The organism is Kitasatospora sp. NPDC058492, from assembly GCF_042720685.1.
Lineage (GTDB): Bacteria > Actinomycetota > Actinomycetes > Streptomycetales > Streptomycetaceae > Kitasatospora.
In genome coordinates this window covers 140,108-160,128 of record NZ_JBHXMU010000009.1, presented here as the reverse complement: position 1 = coordinate 160,128, position 20,021 = coordinate 140,108, and the positions used below count along the sequence as shown (strand labels likewise).

The following is a 20,021-nucleotide window of genomic DNA, read 5'->3' as shown; positions in this document are numbered from 1 at the left end:
CCTCCGCCCCTTAGGGGAGATCGTCCGCAGTGTCATACCGCAGCAGCAGACGGGCTCGTCATTCCAGCTCATAGCCCTTGGCGCGCAAGCCCGTTACGTTGAGCAGGTGTCCACTGCTGTCATCAAGACGGATGGCCTCACCAAGAGGTTCCCCCGGGTCACCGCCCTCGACCAGCTCACCGTCGAGGTGCGGCCCGGGGTGGTCGGGCTGGTCGGGGCCAACGGTGCGGGCAAGTCCACCCTCATCAAGATCCTGCTCGGCCTCGCCCCGGCGACGTCCGGCCGCGGCGAGGTCCTCGGCCTGGACGTCGCCACCCGGGGCCCGGAGATCCGTGAACGGGTCGGCTACATGCCCGAGCACGACTGCCTGCCACCGGACGTGTCGGCGACCGAGTTCGTGGTGCACATGGCGCGGATGGCGGGGCTGCCGGCCACCGCCGCCCGTGAGCGCACCGCGGACACCCTGCGGCACGTCGGCCTGTACGAGGAGCGGTACCGGCCGATGGGCGGGTACTCGACCGGCATGAAGCAGCGGGTCAAGCTCGCGCAGGCGTTGGTGCACGACCCGAAGTTGGTGCTGCTGGACGAGCCGACCAATGGTCTCGACCCGGCGGGCCGGGACGAGATGCTGGGCCTGATCCGCCGGGTGCACACCGACTTCGGGATTTCGGTGCTGGTCACCACCCACCTGCTCGGCGAGTTGGAGCGCACCTGCGACCACCTGGTCGTGATCGACGGCGGCAAGCTGCTGCGCTCCTCGTCCACCGCCTCCTTCACCGAGGCGACGGCCGTCCTGGCGGTCGAGGTGACGGACCATCCGCAGGACGCCGTCCCGGAGCCGGGCGACGCCGTCCGGGCACGGCTGGCCGCCGCCGGGCTGTCCGTCCAGCCGGAGGGCTCGCACCTGCTGCTGGTCCGGCTGGCCGGCGACGACACCTACGACACCATCCGCGACACGGTCGCCGGACTGGGCCTCGGTCTGGTCCGGTTGGAGCAGCGCCGCCACCGGGTCGCCGAAATCTTCACCGACGAGAACAGGGGAGGGACGGACGATGTCGCTGCCTCCTGACACCAGGTCCGCCGACACCGGCGTCATCCACGACATCGGCTACCGCGGCTACACCGGGCCCCGGCTCGGCCGGGCCTACGCGACCCGCTCGCTGTTCACCCAGAGCCTGCGCGCCGCGTACGGGCTCGGGCGCTCCGGCAAGTCCAAGGTGCTGCCGATGCTGGTGCTCGGCGTGGTCACGCTGCCGGCCGTGGTCATGGTGGCGGTCGCGCTCGCCACCAGCGCGAAGGAGCTGCCGCTGGACTACCCGCGGTACCTGTCCTCGTTCGTGCTGGTCGTGTCGATCTTCCTGGCCTCGCAGGCGCCGGTGCTGTTCTCCCGGGATCTCCGGTACCACACCGTCCCGCTGTACTTCTCCCGCCCGATCACCCGCGCCGACTACGTCCGGGCCAAGTTCGCCGCCATGGTCAGCGCCCAGTTCCTGTTGATGGCGGCGCCGTTGCTGGTCCTCTACATCGGGGCGCTGCTGGGCGGGCTGGACTTCGGGCACAACACCGGGCACTTCCTGTCCGGCCTGGTCGCCGCACTGCTGTACTCCCTGGTGCCGACCTCGGTGGCGCTGGTGGTCGCCGCCGCGACCCCGCGCCGCGGCTTCGGGGTGGCCGGGATCATGGGCTACCTGGCGATCAGCACGGCCGTGGTGGCGATCCTGACCCGGATCGGCACCGCCACCGAGCTCACCGTCCCGGACTCCGCCCAGTGGATCGCGCTGCTGTCGCCGAACGACCTGGTGGAGAGCCTGACCAACCAGCTCTTCGACGTCGGCGGGATGGGCGGCCGGATGCACGCGCCCGGCGGGCTCGGCGTGGTCGTCTTCACCGTCGCCGTTCTCGCGATGGTGTCCGGCTCGTACGGGCTGCTGCTGCGCCGCTACCGCAGCGTCTGATGAACCGAGGAGTTTGAGAGGGCGTCATGGCCACCATCACCATCGACAAGGTCTCCCGCTGGTTCGGGAACGTGGTCGCCGTCAACGACATCAGTATGACGATCGGCCCAGGCATCACCGGCCTGCTCGGTCCGAACGGCGCGGGCAAGTCGACCCTCATCCACATGATGAGCGGATTCCTCGCGCCCTCCAGCGGGGCGGTCACCCTGGACGGCGCGCCGATCTGGCGCAACCAGCAGGTGTACCGGCAGATCGGCCTGGTCCCGGAGCGGGAGTCGATGTACGACTACCTGACCGGCTGGGAGTTCGTGCTCGCCAACGCCGAACTGCACGGCCTCGCCGACCCGGGTGCCGCCGCCCGGCGTGCCCTGGACCTGGTGGAGATGGCCTACGCCAAGGACCGCCGCACCGGGACGTACTCCAAGGGCATGAAGCAGCGGGTCAAGATGGCCTCCGCGCTGGTCCACGACCCGGCCGTGCTGCTGCTCGACGAGCCGTTCAACGGCATGGACCCGCGCCAGCGGCTCCAGCTGATGGAGCTGCTGCGCCGGTTCGGCGCGGACGGCCGGACGGTGCTGTTCTCCTCCCACATCCTGGAGGAGGTCGAGCAACTGGCCCGGCACATCGAGGTCGTGGTGGCCGGCCGGCACGCCGCCTCGGGCGACTTCCGGAAGATCCGCCGGCTGATGACCGACCGGCCGCACCGCTACCTGGTCCGCTCCAGCGACGACCGCCGGCTGGCCGCCGCGCTGATCGCCGACGGCTCCACGACCGGTATCGAGGTGGACGCGCGGGAACGGGCGCTGCGGATCGAGGCGGTGAACTTCCAGGGCTTCACCACCCTGCTGCCCCGGGTCGCCCAGGAGGCGGACATCCGGCTGTACACCGTCTCGCCGGCGGACGAGTCGCTGGAGAGCGTCTTCTCCTACCTGGTCTCCGCGTGAGGCCCGGCGTCCGAGCCACCGAACTCCCGTACCGGACCCAGGAAAGGGCCGACCGACCATGAACCCGACCGTCGCCAGGCTGACCCTGCGCGGCCTGCTGGGCCGCCGCCGCGGCCTCCTGCTGCTGGTGGTCCCCGCCCTGCTGCTGGTCATCTCGGCCGTCGCGAGCGGCACCGCCAGCGGGAACGAGCACGACCTCACCGTCAAGATCCTCGGGCAGCTCGGCCTCGGCACCCTGGTGCCGATCCTCGGCCTGGTCGTCGGCACCGGCGTGATCGCCACCGAGATCGACGACGGCTCGATCGTCTACCTGCTGGCCAAGCCGCTGCCGCGGTGGAAGATCGTCACCACCAAACTGGTCGTCGCGATCGGCACCACCTGGGTGTTCGCCGCCCTCCCGACGCTGCTCTGCGGCCTGCTGCTGATCGGCACCAGGGACGGCATCGCGCTCGGCTACACCGTGGCCGTGCTGGTCGCCGGGGTGGCGTACAGCGCGCTGTTCCTGCTGCTCGGCGTGGTCACCCGGCACGCGGTGGTGGCCGGACTGGGGTACGCGCTGGTCTGGGAGTCGCTGATCGGCAACTTCGTGTCGGGCGCCCGGACGCTGAGCGTCCAGCAGTGGGGCCGGTCGGTGGCCGAGGCGGTCGCCGGGGACGCCGCGATCGGCGCCGACGTCTCGCTCGGGGTGGCCGTCCCGCTGCTGCTGGCGGTCACCGTGGCGGCGACGGTGCTGGCCTCGGTGAAGCTGGCCGGACTGACCCTGGCCGCCGAGGAGTAGCCGGCCGGGGCCGGCCTGGGGTAACCGGGGTCGGCCCGGGGCAGCCGGGGTCGACCCGGGGCAACCGGGGTCGGCCCGAGCCGGCCTCAACGAGGCCAGCCCGGGTCGGTCCGAGCAGGGGTGCTAGCCGAGCGTCCGGTTGCGGCCCGCGCCCCAGCCGGCCGCGCCGACCACGGTGGCCAGCACCAGCATCAGCACCAGGGTGGCCGTCCAGCCGCCAGTGAGCTGGTGCAGCGCGCCGGCGCCGACCGGGCCCGCCGCCGCGACCAGGTAGCCGACCGCCTGCGACATCCCGCCCAGTTGGGCGGCGCCGGCCGCGCTGCCGGTGCGCAGCACGATGAAGGCCAGGCCCAGGCCCAGCGAACCGCCCTGGGCGACGCCCAGGATGGTCGCCGACACCCAGGCGCCGGACACCGGCGCGATCAGCAGCAGGGCGATGCCGAGGCCGTTCAGTCCGGCCATGGCCACCGCCAGCCCGCGCTGGCGGGTCATCCGGCCGGCCAGCAGCGGCACCAGGAAGGCGCCCGCGACCTGCACCAGGTTGGAGAAGGCGAAGACCAGACCGGCCTCGCCGCGGTCCATGCCGTGGTCGGCCAGGATGGTCGGCATCCAGGCGACCAGGGTGTACACCAGCAGTGACGAGATGCCCATGAAGAGGCTGATCTGCCAGGCCATCGGCGAGCGCCAGATGCCCTCGATCGGCTTCTCGGCCGCCCGACCGGCCGCCCGACCGGCCGTACGACCGGCCGTATGACCGGTCGCCTGACCGGTCGCCCGACCGGCCGCAGGGCCGGCGGAGAGGCCCGTCGCTGCCGCGACCGCCGCCCGCTCCTGCCGGGAGCGCAGCACCTGCGGCAGCCAGGCCACCGCGGCGATCAGCGCGAGCAGCGACCAGGTGCCCAGCGAGGCCTGCCAGCCGCCGCCGAGGGCGTGCTCCAGCGGCACCGAGAGGCCGGCCGCCATGGTCGCGCCGACCAGCATGGTGGTCGAGTAGACGCCGGTCATCGCCGCCGCCCGGTCCGGGAACTCCCGCTTGACCAGGCCCGGCATCGACACGTTCAGCACCGCGATGGCCACGCCGATCACCACGCAGCCCGCGTACAGCGCCGCCACCGAGGGCAGCACCCGCAGCAGCACGCCCGCGCCCAGCACCAGGACGGCGCCCAGCACCACCCGCTCGGTGCCGAACCGCCGGGTCAGCCGGGGGGTGAGCGGGGCGCCGACGCCCTGGAACAGCACCGGCACGGTGGTGATCAGTCCGCTCGCGGTGGCGGAGAGTCCGAAGGTCCGCTGGATCTCGCCGACCATCGGCGACACCGCCGCCAGGCAGGCGCGCATGTTCAGCGCGACCAGCAGGATGCCGGTCAGCAGCAGCGCGGGGTGGGCCAGCCGGGTGCGGACGGGAAGCGGGAGGGACGTGGTGGCAACCGGCTGCTGGGCACGGGTGACGGCCATGGGTGTGCTGTTCTTTCGTGAATGTGCGCGAGGGCGCGGAGGGCGGAAGGCAGGCGGGTGCCTATGTCACTTCCGGGCCGCGATGGCCGCGAGGAGCTGCTCGACGGCCGCGGTCGGCTCGGCGAGCAGCGCACGACACGCGGCCTCGGCACGGTCGGGGTCGCCGCTTTCGATCGCGTCGACCAGCGCCGCGTGGGTGGCCACGGCCACCTCGGGCATGTCGTGGTCGCCGAAGGCCGAGGTCATCGACTCGCGCACGGAGGCGCCGAAGTAGCGGTAGACCTCGGTGAGCGCCGGGTTGTGCGCGGCCTCGACGATGGCGGTGTGGAACTCCAGGTCGTGCTCGACGGTGGCCTCGCGGTCGGTCCGCTCGGCGTGCGAGGCGATCACCTCGGCCTCGCGGGCCAGCGCGGCCCGCATCCGCTCGACGTCCTCGCGGGTGTGCCGCAGCGCGGCCAGTCGGGCGGCCTCGGTCTCCAGTGCGGCCCGGACCTCCAGGACGTCCCGGATGCCCGAGCGCTGGACGCCGCGCAGGACGGCGGCCGGGTCGCTGGTGGAGCGGACGAACGTCCCCTCGCCCTGGCGGGAGACCAGCATGCCGGCGTGCACCAGCACCCGGATCGCCTCCCGGACGGTGTTCCGGCCGACCTGCAGCCGCTCGGCGAGCTCGTGCTCGGTGGGGATCTGCGATCCCACCGGCCAGACGCCGCCGGCCAGTTGCTCGCGCAGCTGGTCGATCGCGGTGTCCACCAGGGAGCGCCGTCCGGCCGCCTGGAGGCTGTTGCCGTCGTTGGTCATGCCGGTGCTCCCTTCGTCGTTGGTCGCCGCGTCGCTGGTCAACGCCGGTCATCGGTCATCCTACAACCGCTTGCCCGGTCATCCTACAACTGGAGGTGAACCCCTGCCGAACACCACGGCGAGGTCCGGAGGAGAAGGGGCTAGACGCCCGGGTAGAGCTGTTCCAGGACGACGGCGACGCCGTCCTCGTCGTTGCTCGCGGTGACCTCGTCGGCGACGGCGAGCAGTTCCTCGTGGGCGTTGGCCATCGCCACGCCGCGGGCCGCCCAGCCGAACATCGGCACGTCGTTGGGCATGTCGCCGAAGGCGATGGTGTCGGCCCCGCGGACGCCCAGGCGGCGGGCGGCGACGGCCAGCCCGGTGGCCTTGGACAGGCCCAGCGGCAGCAGTTCGACCACTCCGGCGCCGGCCATCACGACGCCGACCAGGTCCCCGGCGACGCGGCGGGCGGCCTCGGCGAGCGCGTCGTCGGTCAGGCCCGGGTGCTGGATGTAGAGCTTGCTGACCGGGGCGTCGAGCAGCTGGTCGCGGTCGACCCGGACGACCGGGAGGTCGGAGCCGATCAGCAGCTCGTAGCCGGGGCCGGCCAGCACCTGGCCGTCCAGGCCGTCCTGGTTGGCGGCGACGGCCAGCGGGCCGGTCTCGGCCTCGATCTTGGCGATGGCGAGCGCGGCGAGCCGGCGGTCCAGGGTGAGGGAGGTGAGCAGCCGGTGCGCGCCGGCGTCGTACACCTGGGCGCCCTGGCCGCAGACGGCTATCCCGGTGTAGCCGATCTCGTCGAAGACCGGGCGGGCCCAGGCGGCGGAGCGGCCGGTGACGACGATGTGCAGCGCGCCCGCGCCGGTGGCCGTGGCCAGGGCGGCGCGGGTGCGCTCGGAGACGGTTTCCGCGCTGGTCAGCAGGGTGCCGTCGAGGTCGGTGGCGACCAGCCGGTAGGGCAGGTCGCCACCGCTCGGGTGCTCACCGTTGGGGGAGACGGGGCTGGGGCTGGTGGTGCTCATGGGCCGTACGTCTCCCGGGAGTTGCGGGTGGTGCGGGTGGCGCGGTGCTACTTGACCGGTTCGAGGACGGTCCGCCCGCCGAGGAACGGCCGCAGCGCCTCGGGCACGGCCACCGAGCCGTCGGCCTGCTGGTGGTTCTCCAGGATCGCCACGATGGTGCGCGGGATGGCGACCAGGGTGCCGTTCAGGGTGGCCAGCGGGCGGGTCTTGCCCTCCTCGCGCATCCGGATGGAGAGCCGGCGGGCCTGGTACTCGGTGGTGTTGGAGGTCGAGGTGACCTCGCGGTACTTGCCCTGGGTCGGGATCCAGGCCTCGATGTCGAACTTGCGCGCGGCCGAGGCGCCGAGGTCGCCGGAGGCGACGTCGATCACCCGGTAGGGCAGCTCCAGCGCGTTGAGGAAGTCCTTCTCCCACTGGAGCAGGCGGCGGTGCTCGTTCTCGGCGTCCTCGGGAGTGGTGTAGACGAACATCTCCACCTTCTCGAACTGGTGGACGCGGATGATGCCGCGGGTGTCCTTGCCGTAGGTGCCGGCCTCGCGGCGGAAGCAGGACGAGTAGCCGGCGTAGCGCAGCGGCAGCTTCTCGGCGTCGAGGATCTCGTCCATGTGGTACGCGGCGAGCGGGACCTCGCTGGTGCCGACCAGGTACCGGTCGTCCTCGGCGAGGTGGTAGACGTTCTCGGCGGCCTGGCCGAGGAAGCCGGTGCCGTCCATGGCGGCGGGCCGGACCAGGGTCGGGGTGATCATCGGGATGAAGCCGGCCGCGGTGGCCTGGGCGATGGCCATGTTGACCAGGGCGAGCTCCAGCAGCGCGCCGACACCGGTCAGGTAGTAGGAGCGGGCGCCGGCGACCTTGGCACCGCGCTCGGTGTCGATCGCGCCCAGGATCTGGCCGAGCTCGACGTGGTCGCGCGGCTCGAAGCCCTCGGCGGCGAAGTCGCGCGGGGTGCCGATCTCCTCCAGGGTGACGAAGTCCTCCTCGCCGCCGACCGGGGCGGCCGGGTCGATGAGGTTCGCCAGCGAGCGGAGCAGGCGCTCGGCCTCCTCCTTGGCCACGCCCTGCTCGGCGTCCGCGGCCTTGACCGCGGCGGCCAGCTCCTTGGTGCGCTGCAGCAGGGCGGCCTTCTCCTCGCCCTTGGCCTGGGCGACCTGCTTGCCGAGCGTCCGCTGCTCGCTGCGCAGTTCGTCGAAGCGACTGCCCGAGGACCGGCGCCGTTCGTCGGCGGAGAGGAGGGCGTCGACCAGGTCGACGTCCTCGCCACGGACGCGCTGCGAGGCGCGCACTCGGTCAGGGTCCTCACGAAGCAGGCGAAGGTCAATCACAGGCCCAAGCGTACCGGGCGCAGGCTCGTCCACCGGTACGGGTTTTCCCCTGGGGATAACCGCCCGGATCCTGTGGATAACTTCTGTGGGGAACGGGCGGGGCCGGGGTTATCCACAGGATCCGGGCGGTGCCTGTGGATTGAAGGGGAGGTCGACCCTCCGATCGCCGAAGCCAGGGAATTGAGGTTTCAAACCTCATTTGACCTTCTCGGGTGAGGGAATTGAAGCACTCAGACGGGTGATTTGCTGGCACACGGGTGACTCTGGTCCGATTAGTCATCTCTACGCCGCTAACCAATGATCCGACCGAAACCCGCAGTGGCTATACCGGTTTGTCGACTCATCCCCAGGCCTGTGGATAACTTTCGGCTGTGGATAGTCCCCGCCCCTGTGGATGGCGGGTTCCGGCGCTACGGGCCCCTGTGGACGACGGGTGCGGTCACCCGTCCCCGCCCGTCCGGCCGGGGGAAAACGATCGGAAAAGGGCGGAAAGACAAAGGGTGGCGATCAGATGTTGTCGTGGTGCCGTCGCAGTGCCGTCGCGCGGATCAGATGTCGCCGCGCCCGTCGAGGCACCGGGACAGCCAGTCGGCGGCGGCCGTGAAATCGTCGTCCGAGGTCCCCGGCCGCCGGTGCGTGGAGACCTGCCGGTCGGCGCGCGGATAGGAGCCGAGGAACCGCACCTGCGGGCAGATCCGCTTCAGCCCCATCACGGCCTCCGCCACCCGGCGATCGGACAGGTGCCCCTCGCAGTCGATCAGGAAGCAGTAGTTGCCGATGCCCTCGCCGGTCGGCCGCGACTCGATCCGCATCAGGTTGACCCCGCGCACCGCGAACTCCTGGAGCAGCTCCAGCAGCGCGCCCGGGTGGTCGTCCGGCAGCCAGACCACCATCGAGGTCTTGTCCGCGCCGGTCGGCGAGGAGACCCGGCCCGGGCGGCCGACCAGGACGAACCGGGTGGTCGCGGTCTGCGCGTCCGCGATGTCCTTGACCAGCGGGTCCAGCCCGTAGATCGGCGCCGCGAACTCGCCCGCGAACGCCCCGTCGTAGCGGCCCTCGGCGACCAGCCGGGCGCCGTCCGCGTTGGAGGCGGCCGACTCCCACTGCGCGTCCGGCAGGTTGGCCGCCAGCCAGCGGCGCACCTGCGCCTGGGCCACCGGGTGGCTGGTCACCGTCTTGACCCCCGCCAGGTCGGTGCCCGGCCGCACCAGCAGCGCGAAGGAGATCGGCAGCAGCACCTCACGGTAGATCATCAGCGGTGTGCCGGCGGCGAGTTCGTCATTGGTCGCGGTGACGGCGCCCTCGACCGAGTTCTCGATCGGGACGAACGCCCCGGAGGCGTCCCCGCCGCGCACCGCGTCCAGCACCAGCGGCACCGAGGCCAGCGGCACCAGCTCCCGGGTCGCGGCCTCGGGCAGGGTGCGCAGCGCCGCCTCGGTGAAGGTGCCGGCCGGGCCGAGGTAGGTGTAGCGGGTGGCCGACATGACGCCTCCGTGGGGAACAGGGTGGAACCGGGGCAGGGGTGTTGCCGAAGAAGTCACCATAACGACTCCGCGCGCCGGCCAGGAAAGCGTTTCAGTGGCCGGGACCGGAGACCGTCGGGGGCGTGCTACTCGAAGAGCTGCTGGCCGAGGTAGCCGCCGGCCGGGACGCCCGGCGGCACCGCGTACAGGCCGCTGGCCTCGTGCCGCAGGAAGCGGGAGAGGCCGTCCCCCCGGGCCAGCTTGCGCTGCACCGGGGTGAAGCCCTTGCGCGGGTCGGCCTGGAAGGCGAGGAAGAGCAGCCCGGCGTCCGGCGAGCCGTCGGGCAGCAGGCCGTCGTGGTACGAGAACCCGCGCCGCAGCATCGCCGCCCCGCCGTTGGCGGCCGGGGCGGCCACCCGGACGTGCGCGTCGGCGGGGATCGCCAGCGCGCCGTCCGGGCCCTGCGCGGCCAGGTCGACGGGGGTGCGCTCGCCGGCCCCGGCGGGCGCACCGAGCGGCGCGCCGTCCGACTTGCGCCGCCCGATCACCCGTTCCTGCCGGTCGGTCGGCAGCGCCTCCCAGTTGTCCAGCAGCATCCGGATCCGCCGGAACACCAGGTACGAGCCGCCGGCGAGCCAGGCCGGCTGGTCCGGCCCGGCGGTGCAGAACACCTTGGCGGCGAAGCCGTCCTCGCCCGGCTGGGGGTTGTTGGTGCCGTCGATCTGGCCCATCAGGTTGCGGCCGGTCATCGGGCGCGCGGTGGCACCGGGCGTACGGGCGAAGCCGGCCGACTGCCAGCGCAGTGCCGCCGTGCCGGCCGCCTGGCGTTGCAGCACCCGCAGCGCGTGCACGGCCACCAGGGCGTCGTCGGCGCCGATCTGGACGAACAGGTCGCCGTCGCCGCGCGCCGGGTCGAGCGCGTCGGCGGGGAAGGGCGGCAGTGGTTCGAGCGCCTGCGGGCGGCGGTCGGCCAGCCCGGCCTTGTCGAACAGGGCGGCGCCGAAGCCGACGGTGAGGGTGAGCGAGCAGGGGCCGGCGTCCAGCGCCACCTGGTTGTCGGTGTCCTCGGCCGGCTCCCCGGCGGTCAGCCGCTCGGCGGCCTTCGTCCAGCGTTGGAGCAGGGTGCGCAGCCCGTCCCGGCCGACGCCCTCGGCCAAGTCGAAGGCGGCCAGCTGGACCCGGGCCTGCTGGGGTTCGAGGATGCCGGCCTGGTGCTCGCCGTGGAACGGCACCCGGGCCGCGCCGAGCGCGCCGCCCGGCCCGGCGGCGGGCGCTGCGCCGGGGCGGTCCAGGGCGACCGCCCCGGCGACGCCGGCTCCGGCGCCGGCCAGCAGCCCGGCGCCGGCGGTGCCGAGCAGGGCCCGCCGGGTGAAGCCGGCGCGGCCTGGCGCCTGTGCACCCTGTGCTGCAGGCCTCTCCGTCGTGGCCCGGTCCGCCGTGGTGCGGTCCGTCGAGGTGTGCTCCATCGCGGTCAGCCGATCTTGAACTGCTGGGTCGGGGTGGTCTGGTCGATGTCGGAGGAGCGGATCTGCACCGACACCACCCAGGTGCCGGCCAGCGGCAGCTGCGCGGTGCCGCTCCAGCGGCCGGTGCCCTCCGGGGTGAGCGCCACCGGCAGCGGGCCGAGGTCGCGGTCCGGCAGGGTGAAGGCGAGCTGCACCTCGGGGACGTCCACCGGCTGCCCGTCCGCGCCGGTCAGCGCGAGGTGCACCTCGTTCGGGCCGGTCCGGGCCGGGTTGAGGGTGACGGTCGCGGTCCCCTTGGCGTTCGGGGTGCGGCCCTTGGTGTCGTACGGGAGCTTGAGCTCGACGGTGCGGCCCGGCTCGGTCTGCGGGGCGGGCGCGCCCCCGGCGGCCGGCCCGGCGGCGGGTGCGACGGCACCGGCCTTGACCTCGCTCGCCACCCGCCCGGGCGGGGAGTTGGTGAGCATCGTGGTGACCACCAGCACCGCCACCGCGACCAGCGCCTCGACCAGCACCGAGCGGCGCAGCCCGGCCCTGGTCGGGGTCAGCCCGCGCTCGCGCCCGGCGCTCTCCCGGGCCGCCTGCTGGCGGGCCAGCTGGGCCTGCCGGAGCGGGTCCTCGGGGTGCGCGGCGGCGACGCCGACCGGCTCCGGCACCGCGGCCGGCTCGACCTCCGCCGCCTCGGCCGGGGCCGCGCGCAGCCGGGCCAGCCAGGTGCGGGAGAACCAGGCGGCGCCGAGCATCACGGCCACGCAGCCGGTCTTCACCAGCAGCAGCCGCCCGTACTCGGTGCCGGTCAGCGCGCCCCAGCTGCCGAGGCCGCGCCAGGACTGGTAGACGCCGGTGGCGGCCAGCACCGCGACCGAGCCGAAGGCGACCTTCGAGAAGCGGTCGACGACCTGCGCGCCGACACCCTCGCGCAGCGCGACCAGCAGCGCGGCCAGGCCACCCAGCCAGAGCGCCATCGCGATCAGGTGCAGCATGCCGAGCGGCAGCGACAGCCAGACCTGGATGCCGACCGAGGCGTGGTCGGCGCCGACCCAGGTCGCCGCCAGGGCGATCGAGAGCACCAGCCCGGCGACGCCGAGGCCCAGCCGGGCCTCGCGCTGCGGCCGCTCGGCGGCGCGCTGCTCCAGCTCCCGCAGCTCGGCCTCCTCGGCCTCCTCGTCGCCGACGCGTCCGGCGCTTCCGGCGCTCCCCGCGCTCCCGGCGTCGCCGGGCTGCGCCGCCGGCCGGGCCGGCTGCCCCAACTGGCCGACCAGCAGCGACAGGAACACCCCGCTCGCCGCGAGCAGCAGCAGCCGGGCGGCCAGCGCGGTGCCGATCCGCTCGTCCAGGGTGGCGCGCACCAGCGACAGGTCGAGGGCCTTGCCGATCCCCGAACCGCGTTCGTACGGGCCGCGCAGCATCAGCACCGCGACGGTGGAGGCCAGCAGCGCCGCCCAGCCGGTCATCAGCAGCCGCTGCATCCGGCGCCGGGTGGCGCCCTCCGGCCAGCAGATCAGCACGAACGCGGCGACGCCGGCGAGCAGCGCGAACGCCGCGTACGCGACGGTGCGTCCGGTGCCGTAGAGGGCGGAGACCAGGCCGTCGGCCTTGGCGCCCTGGAGTGCGGTGGCGGACACCGAGGTGTCCGAGGGCGCGCCGATGGAGAAGGTGAACGCGCCGCCGATCGGGTGCGAGTCCTCCGAGACGGCCCGCCAGGCGACGGTGTACGTGCCGTTGGCGAGCCCGCTGTTCAGTCCGACCCGGGCGGTGTCCGCCTTGCCGTCGGCGTGCCCCGGGTTGCCGGTGTCCACCGCCTTGCCGGCCGGGTCGAGCACCCGCACCGAGTCGCTGGACAGCGACACGGACTCGCTGAAGGTCAGCGTGACCGCCTGCGGGGCGGTGGCGACCACCGAGTTCTGGTGCGGGTCGGTGGACTCCAGGGTGGCGTGCGCGGCGGCCGGTCCGGCGCCGGCGAGCATCAGCGCGAGCAGCGCGCCGAGCGTCCCGAGCAGTCCGGCGATGCGGCGGTGGGCGGCCTTCTCCATGCTGGCGGTCCCCTTAACTCTGGCCGGGGCGGTAGGTGAGCTCCTTGACCGGCACCTTGACCGACAGGGTGCCGGACTTGGCGAAGGTCAGGTCGAGCTCCAGCTCGTCGCCGAGGGCGGGGGCCTTCTGCCATCCCATGATCATCAGGTGGGTGCCGCCGCGGGCGAACTGCAACGCGCCGTGCGCGGGCACGTCCAGGCTCGGGACCTGCTCCATGCTCGACGGGGTCGAGCGGTGCATGGTGACGGACTCGGCGCCCGGGCTGCTCACCTTGACCAGCTGGTCCTGCCCGCCGTCGTTGCGGACGGTCAGGTAGCCGGCGGCCATCCCGCCGGCCGGGGGCAGCGGGATGTAGGAGTCGGCGACGCTCAGCTTGGCCGCCCCGCCGCCGGCACCGTCCTGACCGCCTGCCCCGCAGGCGACCAGGATGGCGCCGCCGCCCAGGGCCGTCGCCAGTACCGCGCCCGTGAGCGCCGTCCGCCGGAAGCCGAGGGTCGCGCGGCCGGCCGGGGCGTGGCCGGTCGGGGCCTTCATGCCGCGACCCCCTTGGCGAGCAGCGGCAGGTCGTGCTCGTAGGTCTTCTCCTCGGTGCCGCTCAGGTAGAGCACGTGCGCCTTGTCGTCCGAGGGGAGGAAGGCCAGCACCTGCGCGCCGTGGGTCGAGGTGACGGTGCCGTCCGCGTTGACCACCGGGTCCTCGATCATGATGCCGAGCGACCTGGCGGCCGTCTTCACCTTGGCCAGGTCGCCGGTCAGGCCTATGAAGTCGCTGCCCATCGAGTCCAGCCAGGTGCGCAGCACCTTGGGGGTGTCGCGCTGCGGGTCGGTGGAGACGAAGACGACGTTGACCTTCTGCCGCTCCTCGGCCGGGAGCGCCTTCATCGCGACGCCGATGTCGCCCATGGTGGTGGGGCAGACGTCCGGGCAGCTGGTGTAGCCGAAGAACAGCAGCGTGGTCTTGCCGTTGGTCTGCTGCCGCAGGTCGTACGGCTGGCCGGAGGTGTCGGTCAGCTGGAGGTCGGGCTTCTCGAAGTTCTTGGTGAGCACCGTGCCCTGGTACGGCGAGTCGGACTTCTGCTTGGTGACCTTGGCGGGGGTCGAGCCGCCCCCGGAGGAGCCGCAGGCGGTCAGCGTCAGGGCGGCGGCGAGCGCGACGGCGGCCGCGCCGGCCAGGCGGGTGGTGCGGGTGGTGCGGGGCATGGGAGATCCGATCGTGCGGGGTGGGTCAGGAGGCGGAGCCGCTGCTCCGGCGGCGCAGGCCGAGCACGCCGACGGCGGTGCCGATCACGCCGACCACGATGCCGACCACGCCGAGCACCCGGGCGGTGGAGTCGCTGGACTTGGCGCCGGCCGGGGCCGCGGCGTGGTCGGAGCTGTCGCCGTGGGCGCCCGCGGAGGGGGAGGCGGTGACGCCGCCGTGGGCGTCCTCACCGGCGGCGGCCTTGGTGAGCTTCAGGACGGGGGCCGGGTGGGCCGGCTCGGGCTGGCCGTCCTTGGACTCGTCGATCCAGCGGACGACGTCGCCGTTGTCGTAGGTCTGCAGGGTCTTGAAGACCATGCTGTCGGCGTCGGACGGCAGCGGGCCGATCGAGACCCGGAACTCCTGGAACTGACCGGGGGCGATCTTGGTGCCGGCATCGGCGGTCCAGGTGATCTTGGAGACGGCCTCGTTGACGTCGCTGCCGTGCACCTTGATCGGCTTGTCGAGCTTCGCCTTCTCGACGGCCGCGGTCCAGCCCGGCAGCGGCAGGGTGCGGACGGAGGCCAGCGGGTGGTCCAGCGGGAGGTTGACCTCCAGCTTCACCGTGCCGGCGGCGTCGCTCTCGTTCGGCACCCGGAAGTCGACGGCCGTGTAGCCGCCCTGGGCGGCCGCACCCGGGTTCACGGTGACGTGCGCGAACGCGGGGCCGGCCAGCGCCACCACGGAGGCGGCGGCGGTGAGGGCGACGGCGGCGAGACGGCGGGTGGGAAGGGAACGCATGATGGGGTGTCTCCGATCGGAGCTCGGCGGACCGGCCCGCGTCCGGGCGACGGGAAGACCGTGCCTCGGCGGGGCCGCGCGTGGGGACGTGCTGGGGACGTGTGGGGGCGGAAACCGGGGGCCGTCGGCGTGTCGAGGACACACGGGATGTCGGGGACACACGGGACCGGCCCGGGGACGCTGCGCACGACCGGGGCCCGACACGAACGGGGCGCCAGGAGCCGGATCAGTACGCGAAGGCCCCGCGCGGCGGACCGCGCCGCACCACGCTGTGCCGCAGCGCGGCACCCGCCGGAAGCGGACTCTCCCCGCCCCGGACGCCGAACCGACGGGCCGGACCGGCCGCGCCGAGCAGGCCGCGCAGCAGCGCCGCCACCAGCACCAGCGCCGACCGCAGCGGCGCCGCCCAGTGCTCCCGGGCCGCCGACGCGGTCACCCGCACCAGCCGCCACAGCGCCGCCTCACCACGCCGCAGCCACCAGCCCGCCACCAGCGCGGCGGCCAGGTGCCCGGCCAGCATCGACGGCGTCATCCCGAACACGCCGCCCTGCCACCACGGGGCGACGGCGTACGCGTTCGGGTCCAGGCCCGCCGAGGAGACCAGCTGCTCGGCGGTCGGGCTCCCGGGCAGGCCGGCCAGCGTGCCGGGGCGCGCCTCGTTGCAGATCAGCCGGCCCGCCACGGTCGGCAGGGTCAGCGGACCGGAGCCGCCGTGGTGCATGCCGGCCATGCCGCCGATCGCCGCGTGGCCGTTGAAGCTGTGGAACAGGCAGTGCAGCCCGAGCTGACCCGCGCCCAGCGCACCGGCGATGGCCGTCAGCGAACGCTCCCGCCCGCCGCAGGCCACCGCGAGCACCAGCACCGCGGCGAAGCCCGTCGCCAACGCGGCCGGCGGCACGTTCCCGCCACCCGCCAGGGCGTGCCCGGCGGCCGCTATCAGCGTGCACACCAGGGCGAACGGGACGGCCCGGGCAAGCCGCAGATCCCAGGCGGCGGCCCCCACCGGCGCATCCGGTGCGAGGGCGCCCGGGAGCGGGGCGGCGGGGAGGGCAGTCATGGCCGGGACATCATCTCACCGCCTACCTCGCCCGCGTGGGCAGGGTGGGAAATCCCTACGAATGCCCCGTTCGGCAGCGGCGTGCAGGCCGGAGAGTGCGCCACTCGGCACAATCCACGGCCTCAGTCCATCCGCCGAACGGGCGGCAGCGGGCCCCGGGCACGGTTCACCGCCGAATCGCCCGGAGATACCTAGTTGTATGTGGAGCCGCAGCCAGGAGGGACCTCCCGTGGACATCTGGTGGACTCTGCACCTCAAGCGCGACCCGGCCAGCGTCCCGCTGGCCCGGCGCATCCTGCTCGGTGCCATGGCGACGGCGGGCGTCGACCCGCAGATCGCCCACGACCTCGGCGTCGCCCTCAGCGAGGCCTGCGCCAACGCCGTCGAGCACGGCGCCGGCGGGCGGCCCGACGACGGCTTCCAGGTCACCGCCTCGATCAGCGGCGACCGCCTGCGGATCGAGGTCACCGACTCCGGCCCCGGCCTGCCCGGCCCCGTCGGCACCCCCGCCCCGGCGCTGCGCCGCCGCCCCGTCCCCCCGCCGCCGCCCCGCCCGGCCGCGCACCGCCGCCCCCGCCGCGGCCGCGCCACCGTCCCGGCCCGGGTCCTCACCGCCCACCAGCCCCGGCGCGACGGCCACCCCTACGACACCCACGTCCTCCCCGCCCGCCCCGCGGCGCCCACGCTGCGCCCCGTGGACCTCGACGCCCTCCCGGACCTCACCGCCGAATCCGGCCGCGGCCTCTTTCTCATCCACGCCCTCACCGATCACGTCCAGCTCCGCAACCACCCGCTCCGGGGCGCCATCGTGAGCTTCGACAAGATCCTCAAGTGGCAGGACGGGGCCTTGCTGCGGGCGTCCTGACACGGCGAACTGATGACGACGGGCTGATACGACGAACTGATACGACGAACGCCGGGGGCGCGGACCACGGTCCGCGCCCCCGGCGTTCACCCGGGTGCAGGGGTCAGCTGTGCGCGCCGGCCTTGCGGCGGCGCAGGACGAACACGGTGCCGGCGCCGGCTGCCAGGACGGCGGCGCCGCCGAGGGCGATCGGCAGGGTGTTGGAGTCGGCACCGGTCTCGGCCAGGTGCGGGCCCGCCGACGGCGAGGCGGAGGCCGAACCGTGGCCGGCGGCCGCAGGGGTGCCGGCAGTCGGCGTGGCGGCCGACGCGTCGGTCACCTTGAACAGGTCGTCGACCCGGTAGCTGCCGTCGTACTCGAGGCAGCTGTCGGTGGCGGGGGCACCCGGCACGTCCTTGCTCTCGAACTGCTCGGAGTTGCCGCTCAGCTGGGCGAAGTAGCGGGCGGTCACCGCCTTGTCGGTGGCCGCGAGACGCACCTGGAAGGTGATCTTCTGCCCCTTGGCGATCTTGTATTCGCCGAGGTCCACCTGGAGGTAGGTCATGCCGCCCTTGACGCTGCTCGCGTCGGGGGTCTTCCAGTCCCCGCCGGGCAGCTTGACCTGGATGGTGAACGACTCCTTGCCCCAGGTGACCGGGTTGATCACCGGCTCCACCTCGCTCACGTTGGTGAAGAAGAAGTCGGCGTCGACCTTCTTGAGGTCGACCGGGCCCGCGTTCTCGAAGGTCACCGTGGCCTCCTGCGCCGCACCGCCCTTGACCAGGGTGGTCTTCGCGAGGCCGGTGCCGGTGACCTTGAGGTCCTGGTGCAGGTAGCCGCGGCAGGGTCCGCCGCTGCGCGTCGGCATCGGCGGAGTCGGCAGGTTCGTCGGCTTGCCGGTGGGCGCCGGGGTGGTCGGGGCCGGGGTGGTGGTCGCCGAAGTGGTCGGCGCCGGGGCGCTCGGGGTGGTGCTCGGGGCCGGGGTGCTCGGCGCGGGGGCGCTCGGGGTGGCCGTGGTGGAGGTGGGGGGCGGAGAGGAGGGGACTCCGACCGCACTCGCGCTGACGGCGCCGACCGTGGTGCCGAAGGAGAGCGCCATCAGCGCGGAGGCGGCCAGAAGGCGAGAAGAGCGCACGTTGAGAAGCTCCAGATTGGGGTAAATGGGGTCGATTTCGGGCGACTTGAGGCCTCCGGCAGGGCCGTCGGCGCGGGTCGCGCCCGCGAACCCTACCGGTTGCGAGTGGCTTGTTTCGATCAGATTTGGCGCTAAGTGATCGATGCTGCCCAGGCGCCCGTTCGGCCACCGGTTGCCGGGGTGGCCGGGGGGCCTGACGATGGCCGCATGAAGCACCAGATGCGAGCCGAGTACGGGGCCGGGGGTGCGACCGGCGGGGTGCGGTTGTGGCACATGGTCCGGGGGGTGGAGAGCGTGGCGATGTGCGGCCGGGAGCTCGACCCGGACGCGCAGGTGCGGGAGCCGGTGGACTGGGGCAAGACACCGGAGCTGTGCTGCCACACCTGCGGGGCGTACTACCTGCGCGAGACGCCGTACCTGTCGGCCGAACACCAGTAGTGCGTCCACGGGTGGTCTACCGTGATCGGCATGGAGCAACCTCTCGCCCGGCCGCGGTCGTTGACCCGTGAGGCCGCCGGGCTGCGGTCCGGCGTACCGGACCTGTCCGAGCACGTAGACCGGTTCTGCGCGCTGGTCGAGCGGGTGGACCCGCTGATCCACGCGTTCGTCCCGGAGCCGGGGCGGCACGACCGGCTGCGCGCGCAGGCGCGGGCGCTGACCGCACGGCACCCCGAACCGGCCGGGCGGCCGCCGCTGTACGGGGTGGCGGTGGGGGTCAAGGACATCGTGCACGTGGACGGGCTGCCCACGCGCGGCGGTTCGGCGCTGCCGCCGGGGGTCCTGGCGGGGCCGCAGGCCGTGGTGGTGGACCGGCTGCGGGCGGCCGGGGCGCTGGTCGCCGGCAAGACGGTGACCGCCGAGTTCGCGGCGAGCGCGCCAGGACCGACCCGCAACCCGCACCATCCCGGGCACACCCCGGGCGGCTCCAGCAGCGGGTCGGCGGCGGCGGTCGCGGCGGGGCTGGTGCCGCTGGCGGTCGGCACCCAGACGGTCGGGTCGGTGATCCGGCCGGCCGCGTACTGCGGGGTGGTGGGCTTCCGGCCCACGTACGGGCGGATCCCGATGGCCGGGGTGATCCCGAACGCGCCGAGCTTCGACACCCTGGGGGTGTTCACGGCCGACCTGGCCGGGGCGGCCCTGGCGGCCGCACTGCTCTGCGACGACTGGCGGGGCGAGGCGGCAGCCGGGGGCGGGGGCCGGCCGGTGCTCGGGGTCCCGGACGGGGCGTACCTGGAGCGGGCCGAGCCGGCGGCGCTGCGCGCCTTCGAGGAGAGCCTGGAGCGCCTGGCGCAGGCCGGCCTGACGGTGCGCCGGGTGCCGCTGTTCCCGGACTTCGCCGGGATCACCCGGCAGTTGCAGACGATCAACCGCTTCGAGCTGGCCCGCGGCCACGCCGACTGGTTCGCCCGGTTCGGCGGCCTGTACCGGCCGGAGACGGCGGCCAGCATCCGGGTCGGCCAGGGCGTCGCGGCAGAGGACCGGGCGGCCGCGCTCCAGGCCCGGGAGCGGTTGCGCGAGCGGGTCGCCCGGGCGACCGCCGAGGCCGGGGTGGAGCTGTGGCTGGCGCCGTCGGCGACCGGCGGGGCGCCGGAGGGCCTGCACAGCACGGGGGACGCGGTGATGTCGCTGCCGTGGAGCTACCTGGGCCTGCCCGCGCTGAGCCTGCCGGCCGGGCGGACGGCGGAGGGGCTGCCGCTGGGCCTCCAGGTGGTCGGCACGGCGGGCGGCGACGAGCGGCTGCTGGCCCAGGCGGCTTTCCTGGAAGGGGCGCTGGGCCGAGAAGCCTAGAAGC

The 20,021-nt window shown here is 73.8% G+C and carries 19 protein-coding genes; 7 read left to right on the top strand and 12 right to left on the bottom strand.

What is annotated here, in order from left to right; translation table 11 throughout:
- Positions 1-106: 106 nt before the first annotated feature.
- From ACFWPI_RS09260 to ACFWPI_RS09245, 4 genes are read left to right on the top strand one after another with little or no spacing between them, the layout of a single operon-like run.
- Complete coding sequence (locus tag ACFWPI_RS09260; RefSeq protein ID WP_063348380.1) at positions 107-1,069, top strand: ABC transporter ATP-binding protein; 963 nt, start codon at positions 107-109, stop codon at positions 1,067-1,069.
- Positions 1,053-1,955 carry an ABC transporter permease gene (locus tag ACFWPI_RS09255; protein WP_380379609.1) on the top strand — a complete coding sequence of 301 codons (903 nt, stop codon included), beginning with the start codon at positions 1,053-1,055 and terminating at the stop codon, positions 1,953-1,955. Before ACFWPI_RS09260 ends, ACFWPI_RS09255 begins: the two co-directional genes overlap by 17 nt.
- Positions 1,956-1,981: 26 nt before the next feature.
- Positions 1,982-2,899 (top strand): ABC transporter ATP-binding protein, encoded by a 918-nt coding sequence (locus ACFWPI_RS09250; RefSeq protein ID WP_063348378.1) that lies wholly within the window; start codon positions 1,982-1,984, stop codon positions 2,897-2,899.
- Between the two features lie 58 nt (positions 2,900-2,957).
- A complete protein-coding gene (locus tag ACFWPI_RS09245; protein WP_363368060.1) occupies positions 2,958-3,677 on the top strand; it encodes an ABC transporter permease subunit in 720 nt (239 codons plus the stop codon).
- 123 nt (positions 3,678-3,800) lie between these two features.
- Here the strand turns inward: ACFWPI_RS09245 and ACFWPI_RS09240 are convergent, their stop codons facing one another.
- The 11 genes from ACFWPI_RS09240 to ACFWPI_RS09190 all read right to left on the bottom strand — a co-directional run bounded on the left by ACFWPI_RS09240 (position 3,801) and on the right by ACFWPI_RS09190 (position 16,250).
- Positions 3,801-5,132: a CynX/NimT family MFS transporter gene (locus ACFWPI_RS09240; RefSeq protein WP_380379613.1), complete on the bottom strand. Its 1,332-nt coding sequence runs from the start codon at positions 5,130-5,132 to the stop codon at positions 3,801-3,803.
- Positions 5,133-5,198: 66 nt separating this feature from the next.
- Positions 5,199-5,930: a FadR/GntR family transcriptional regulator gene (locus ACFWPI_RS09235; protein ID WP_063351236.1), complete on the bottom strand. Its 732-nt coding sequence runs from the start codon at positions 5,928-5,930 to the stop codon at positions 5,199-5,201.
- A 140-nt stretch (positions 5,931-6,070) separates the two neighbouring features.
- The gene (locus tag ACFWPI_RS09230; RefSeq protein WP_363368054.1) at positions 6,071-6,931 is read right to left on the bottom strand and encodes an HAD family hydrolase; all 861 of its coding nucleotides are present in this window, start codon (positions 6,929-6,931) and stop codon (positions 6,071-6,073) included.
- Between the two features lie 47 nt (positions 6,932-6,978).
- A complete protein-coding gene (serS, locus tag ACFWPI_RS09225) occupies positions 6,979-8,253 on the bottom strand; it encodes a serine--tRNA ligase (RefSeq protein WP_079135713.1) in 1,275 nt (424 codons plus the stop codon).
- A 548-nt stretch (positions 8,254-8,801) separates the two neighbouring features.
- The gene (gene pheA, locus ACFWPI_RS09220) at positions 8,802-9,737 is read right to left on the bottom strand and encodes a prephenate dehydratase (protein ID WP_063348373.1); all 936 of its coding nucleotides are present in this window, start codon (positions 9,735-9,737) and stop codon (positions 8,802-8,804) included.
- Positions 9,738-9,862: 125 nt separating this feature from the next.
- Entirely contained in the window at positions 9,863-11,182 is a 1,320-nt protein-coding gene (gene efeB / locus ACFWPI_RS09215) for an iron uptake transporter deferrochelatase/peroxidase subunit (protein WP_380424691.1), read from the bottom strand.
- A 5-nt stretch (positions 11,183-11,187) separates the two neighbouring features.
- On the bottom strand, positions 11,188-13,212 hold the full coding sequence (locus tag ACFWPI_RS09210) for a FixH family protein (RefSeq protein ID WP_380380872.1): 2,025 nt from the start codon (positions 13,210-13,212) through the stop codon (positions 11,188-11,190).
- 13 nt (positions 13,213-13,225) lie between these two features.
- The gene (locus tag ACFWPI_RS09205; protein WP_380380874.1) at positions 13,226-13,747 is read right to left on the bottom strand and encodes a copper chaperone PCu(A)C; all 522 of its coding nucleotides are present in this window, start codon (positions 13,745-13,747) and stop codon (positions 13,226-13,228) included.
- Positions 13,744-14,412: an SCO family protein gene (locus ACFWPI_RS09200; RefSeq protein ID WP_063348371.1), complete on the bottom strand. Its 669-nt coding sequence runs from the start codon at positions 14,410-14,412 to the stop codon at positions 13,744-13,746. Before ACFWPI_RS09200 ends, ACFWPI_RS09205 begins: the two co-directional genes overlap by 4 nt.
- A 25-nt stretch (positions 14,413-14,437) precedes the next feature.
- A complete protein-coding gene (locus ACFWPI_RS09195) occupies positions 14,438-15,193 on the bottom strand; it encodes a YcnI family protein (RefSeq protein WP_380380876.1) in 756 nt (251 codons plus the stop codon).
- 226 nt (positions 15,194-15,419) lie between these two features.
- Positions 15,420-16,250, bottom strand: coding sequence for a hypothetical protein (locus tag ACFWPI_RS09190; protein ID WP_380380878.1), 831 nt, complete (start codon positions 16,248-16,250; stop codon positions 15,420-15,422).
- A gap of 229 nt (positions 16,251-16,479) precedes the next feature.
- Here ACFWPI_RS09190 and ACFWPI_RS09185 point away from each other — a divergent pair, with 229 nt between their 5' ends.
- Positions 16,480-17,115 (top strand): ATP-binding protein, encoded by a 636-nt coding sequence (locus ACFWPI_RS09185; protein WP_380424688.1) that lies wholly within the window; start codon positions 16,480-16,482, stop codon positions 17,113-17,115.
- Between the two features lie 103 nt (positions 17,116-17,218).
- Here the strand turns inward: ACFWPI_RS09185 and ACFWPI_RS09180 are convergent, their stop codons facing one another.
- Positions 17,219-18,229: an LAETG motif-containing sortase-dependent surface protein gene (locus tag ACFWPI_RS09180; RefSeq protein ID WP_380373499.1), complete on the bottom strand. Its 1,011-nt coding sequence runs from the start codon at positions 18,227-18,229 to the stop codon at positions 17,219-17,221.
- Between the two features lie 207 nt (positions 18,230-18,436).
- On the opposite strand from ACFWPI_RS09180, the gene ACFWPI_RS09175 reads away from it, so the two are divergent.
- Entirely contained in the window at positions 18,437-18,667 is a 231-nt protein-coding gene (locus tag ACFWPI_RS09175) for a hypothetical protein (protein ID WP_380373502.1), read from the top strand.
- Between the two features lie 30 nt (positions 18,668-18,697).
- Positions 18,698-20,017 carry an amidase gene (locus tag ACFWPI_RS09170; protein WP_380373504.1) on the top strand — a complete coding sequence of 440 codons (1,320 nt, stop codon included), beginning with the start codon at positions 18,698-18,700 and terminating at the stop codon, positions 20,015-20,017.
- The last annotated feature ends 4 nt before the right edge of the window (positions 20,018-20,021 follow it).

Bases quoted from the DNA above. Each gene is read 5' to 3' on its own strand.
- ACFWPI_RS09255 (WP_380379609.1), top strand. From the start codon at position 1,053: ATGTCGCTGCCTCCTGACACCAGGTCCGCCGACACCGGCGTCATCCAC.
- ACFWPI_RS09250 (WP_063348378.1), top strand. From the start codon at position 1,982: ATGGCCACCATCACCATCGACAAGGTCTCCCGCTGGTTCGGGAACGTG.
- ACFWPI_RS09245 (WP_363368060.1), top strand. From the start codon at position 2,958: ATGAACCCGACCGTCGCCAGGCTGACCCTGCGCGGCCTGCTGGGCCGC.
- ACFWPI_RS09240 (WP_380379613.1), bottom strand. From the start codon at position 5,132: ATGGCCGTCACCCGTGCCCAGCAGCCGGTTGCCACCACGTCCCTCCCG.
- ACFWPI_RS09235 (WP_063351236.1), bottom strand. From the start codon at position 5,930: ATGACCAACGACGGCAACAGCCTCCAGGCGGCCGGACGGCGCTCCCTG.
- ACFWPI_RS09230 (WP_363368054.1), bottom strand. From the start codon at position 6,931: ATGAGCACCACCAGCCCCAGCCCCGTCTCCCCCAACGGTGAGCACCCG.
- pheA (WP_063348373.1), bottom strand. From the start codon at position 9,737: ATGTCGGCCACCCGCTACACCTACCTCGGCCCGGCCGGCACCTTCACC.
- efeB (WP_380424691.1), bottom strand. From the start codon at position 11,182: ATGGAGCACACCTCGACGGACCGCACCACGGCGGACCGGGCCACGACG.
- ACFWPI_RS09210 (WP_380380872.1), bottom strand. From the start codon at position 13,212: ATGGAGAAGGCCGCCCACCGCCGCATCGCCGGACTGCTCGGGACGCTC.
- ACFWPI_RS09205 (WP_380380874.1), bottom strand. From the start codon at position 13,747: ATGAAGGCCCCGACCGGCCACGCCCCGGCCGGCCGCGCGACCCTCGGC.
- ACFWPI_RS09200 (WP_063348371.1), bottom strand. From the start codon at position 14,412: ATGCCCCGCACCACCCGCACCACCCGCCTGGCCGGCGCGGCCGCCGTC.
- ACFWPI_RS09195 (WP_380380876.1), bottom strand. From the start codon at position 15,193: ATGCGTTCCCTTCCCACCCGCCGTCTCGCCGCCGTCGCCCTCACCGCC.
- ACFWPI_RS09190 (WP_380380878.1), bottom strand. From the start codon at position 16,250: ATGACTGCCCTCCCCGCCGCCCCGCTCCCGGGCGCCCTCGCACCGGAT.
- ACFWPI_RS09175 (WP_380373502.1), top strand. From the start codon at position 18,437: ATGAAGCACCAGATGCGAGCCGAGTACGGGGCCGGGGGTGCGACCGGC.
- ACFWPI_RS09170 (WP_380373504.1), top strand. From the start codon at position 18,698: ATGGAGCAACCTCTCGCCCGGCCGCGGTCGTTGACCCGTGAGGCCGCC.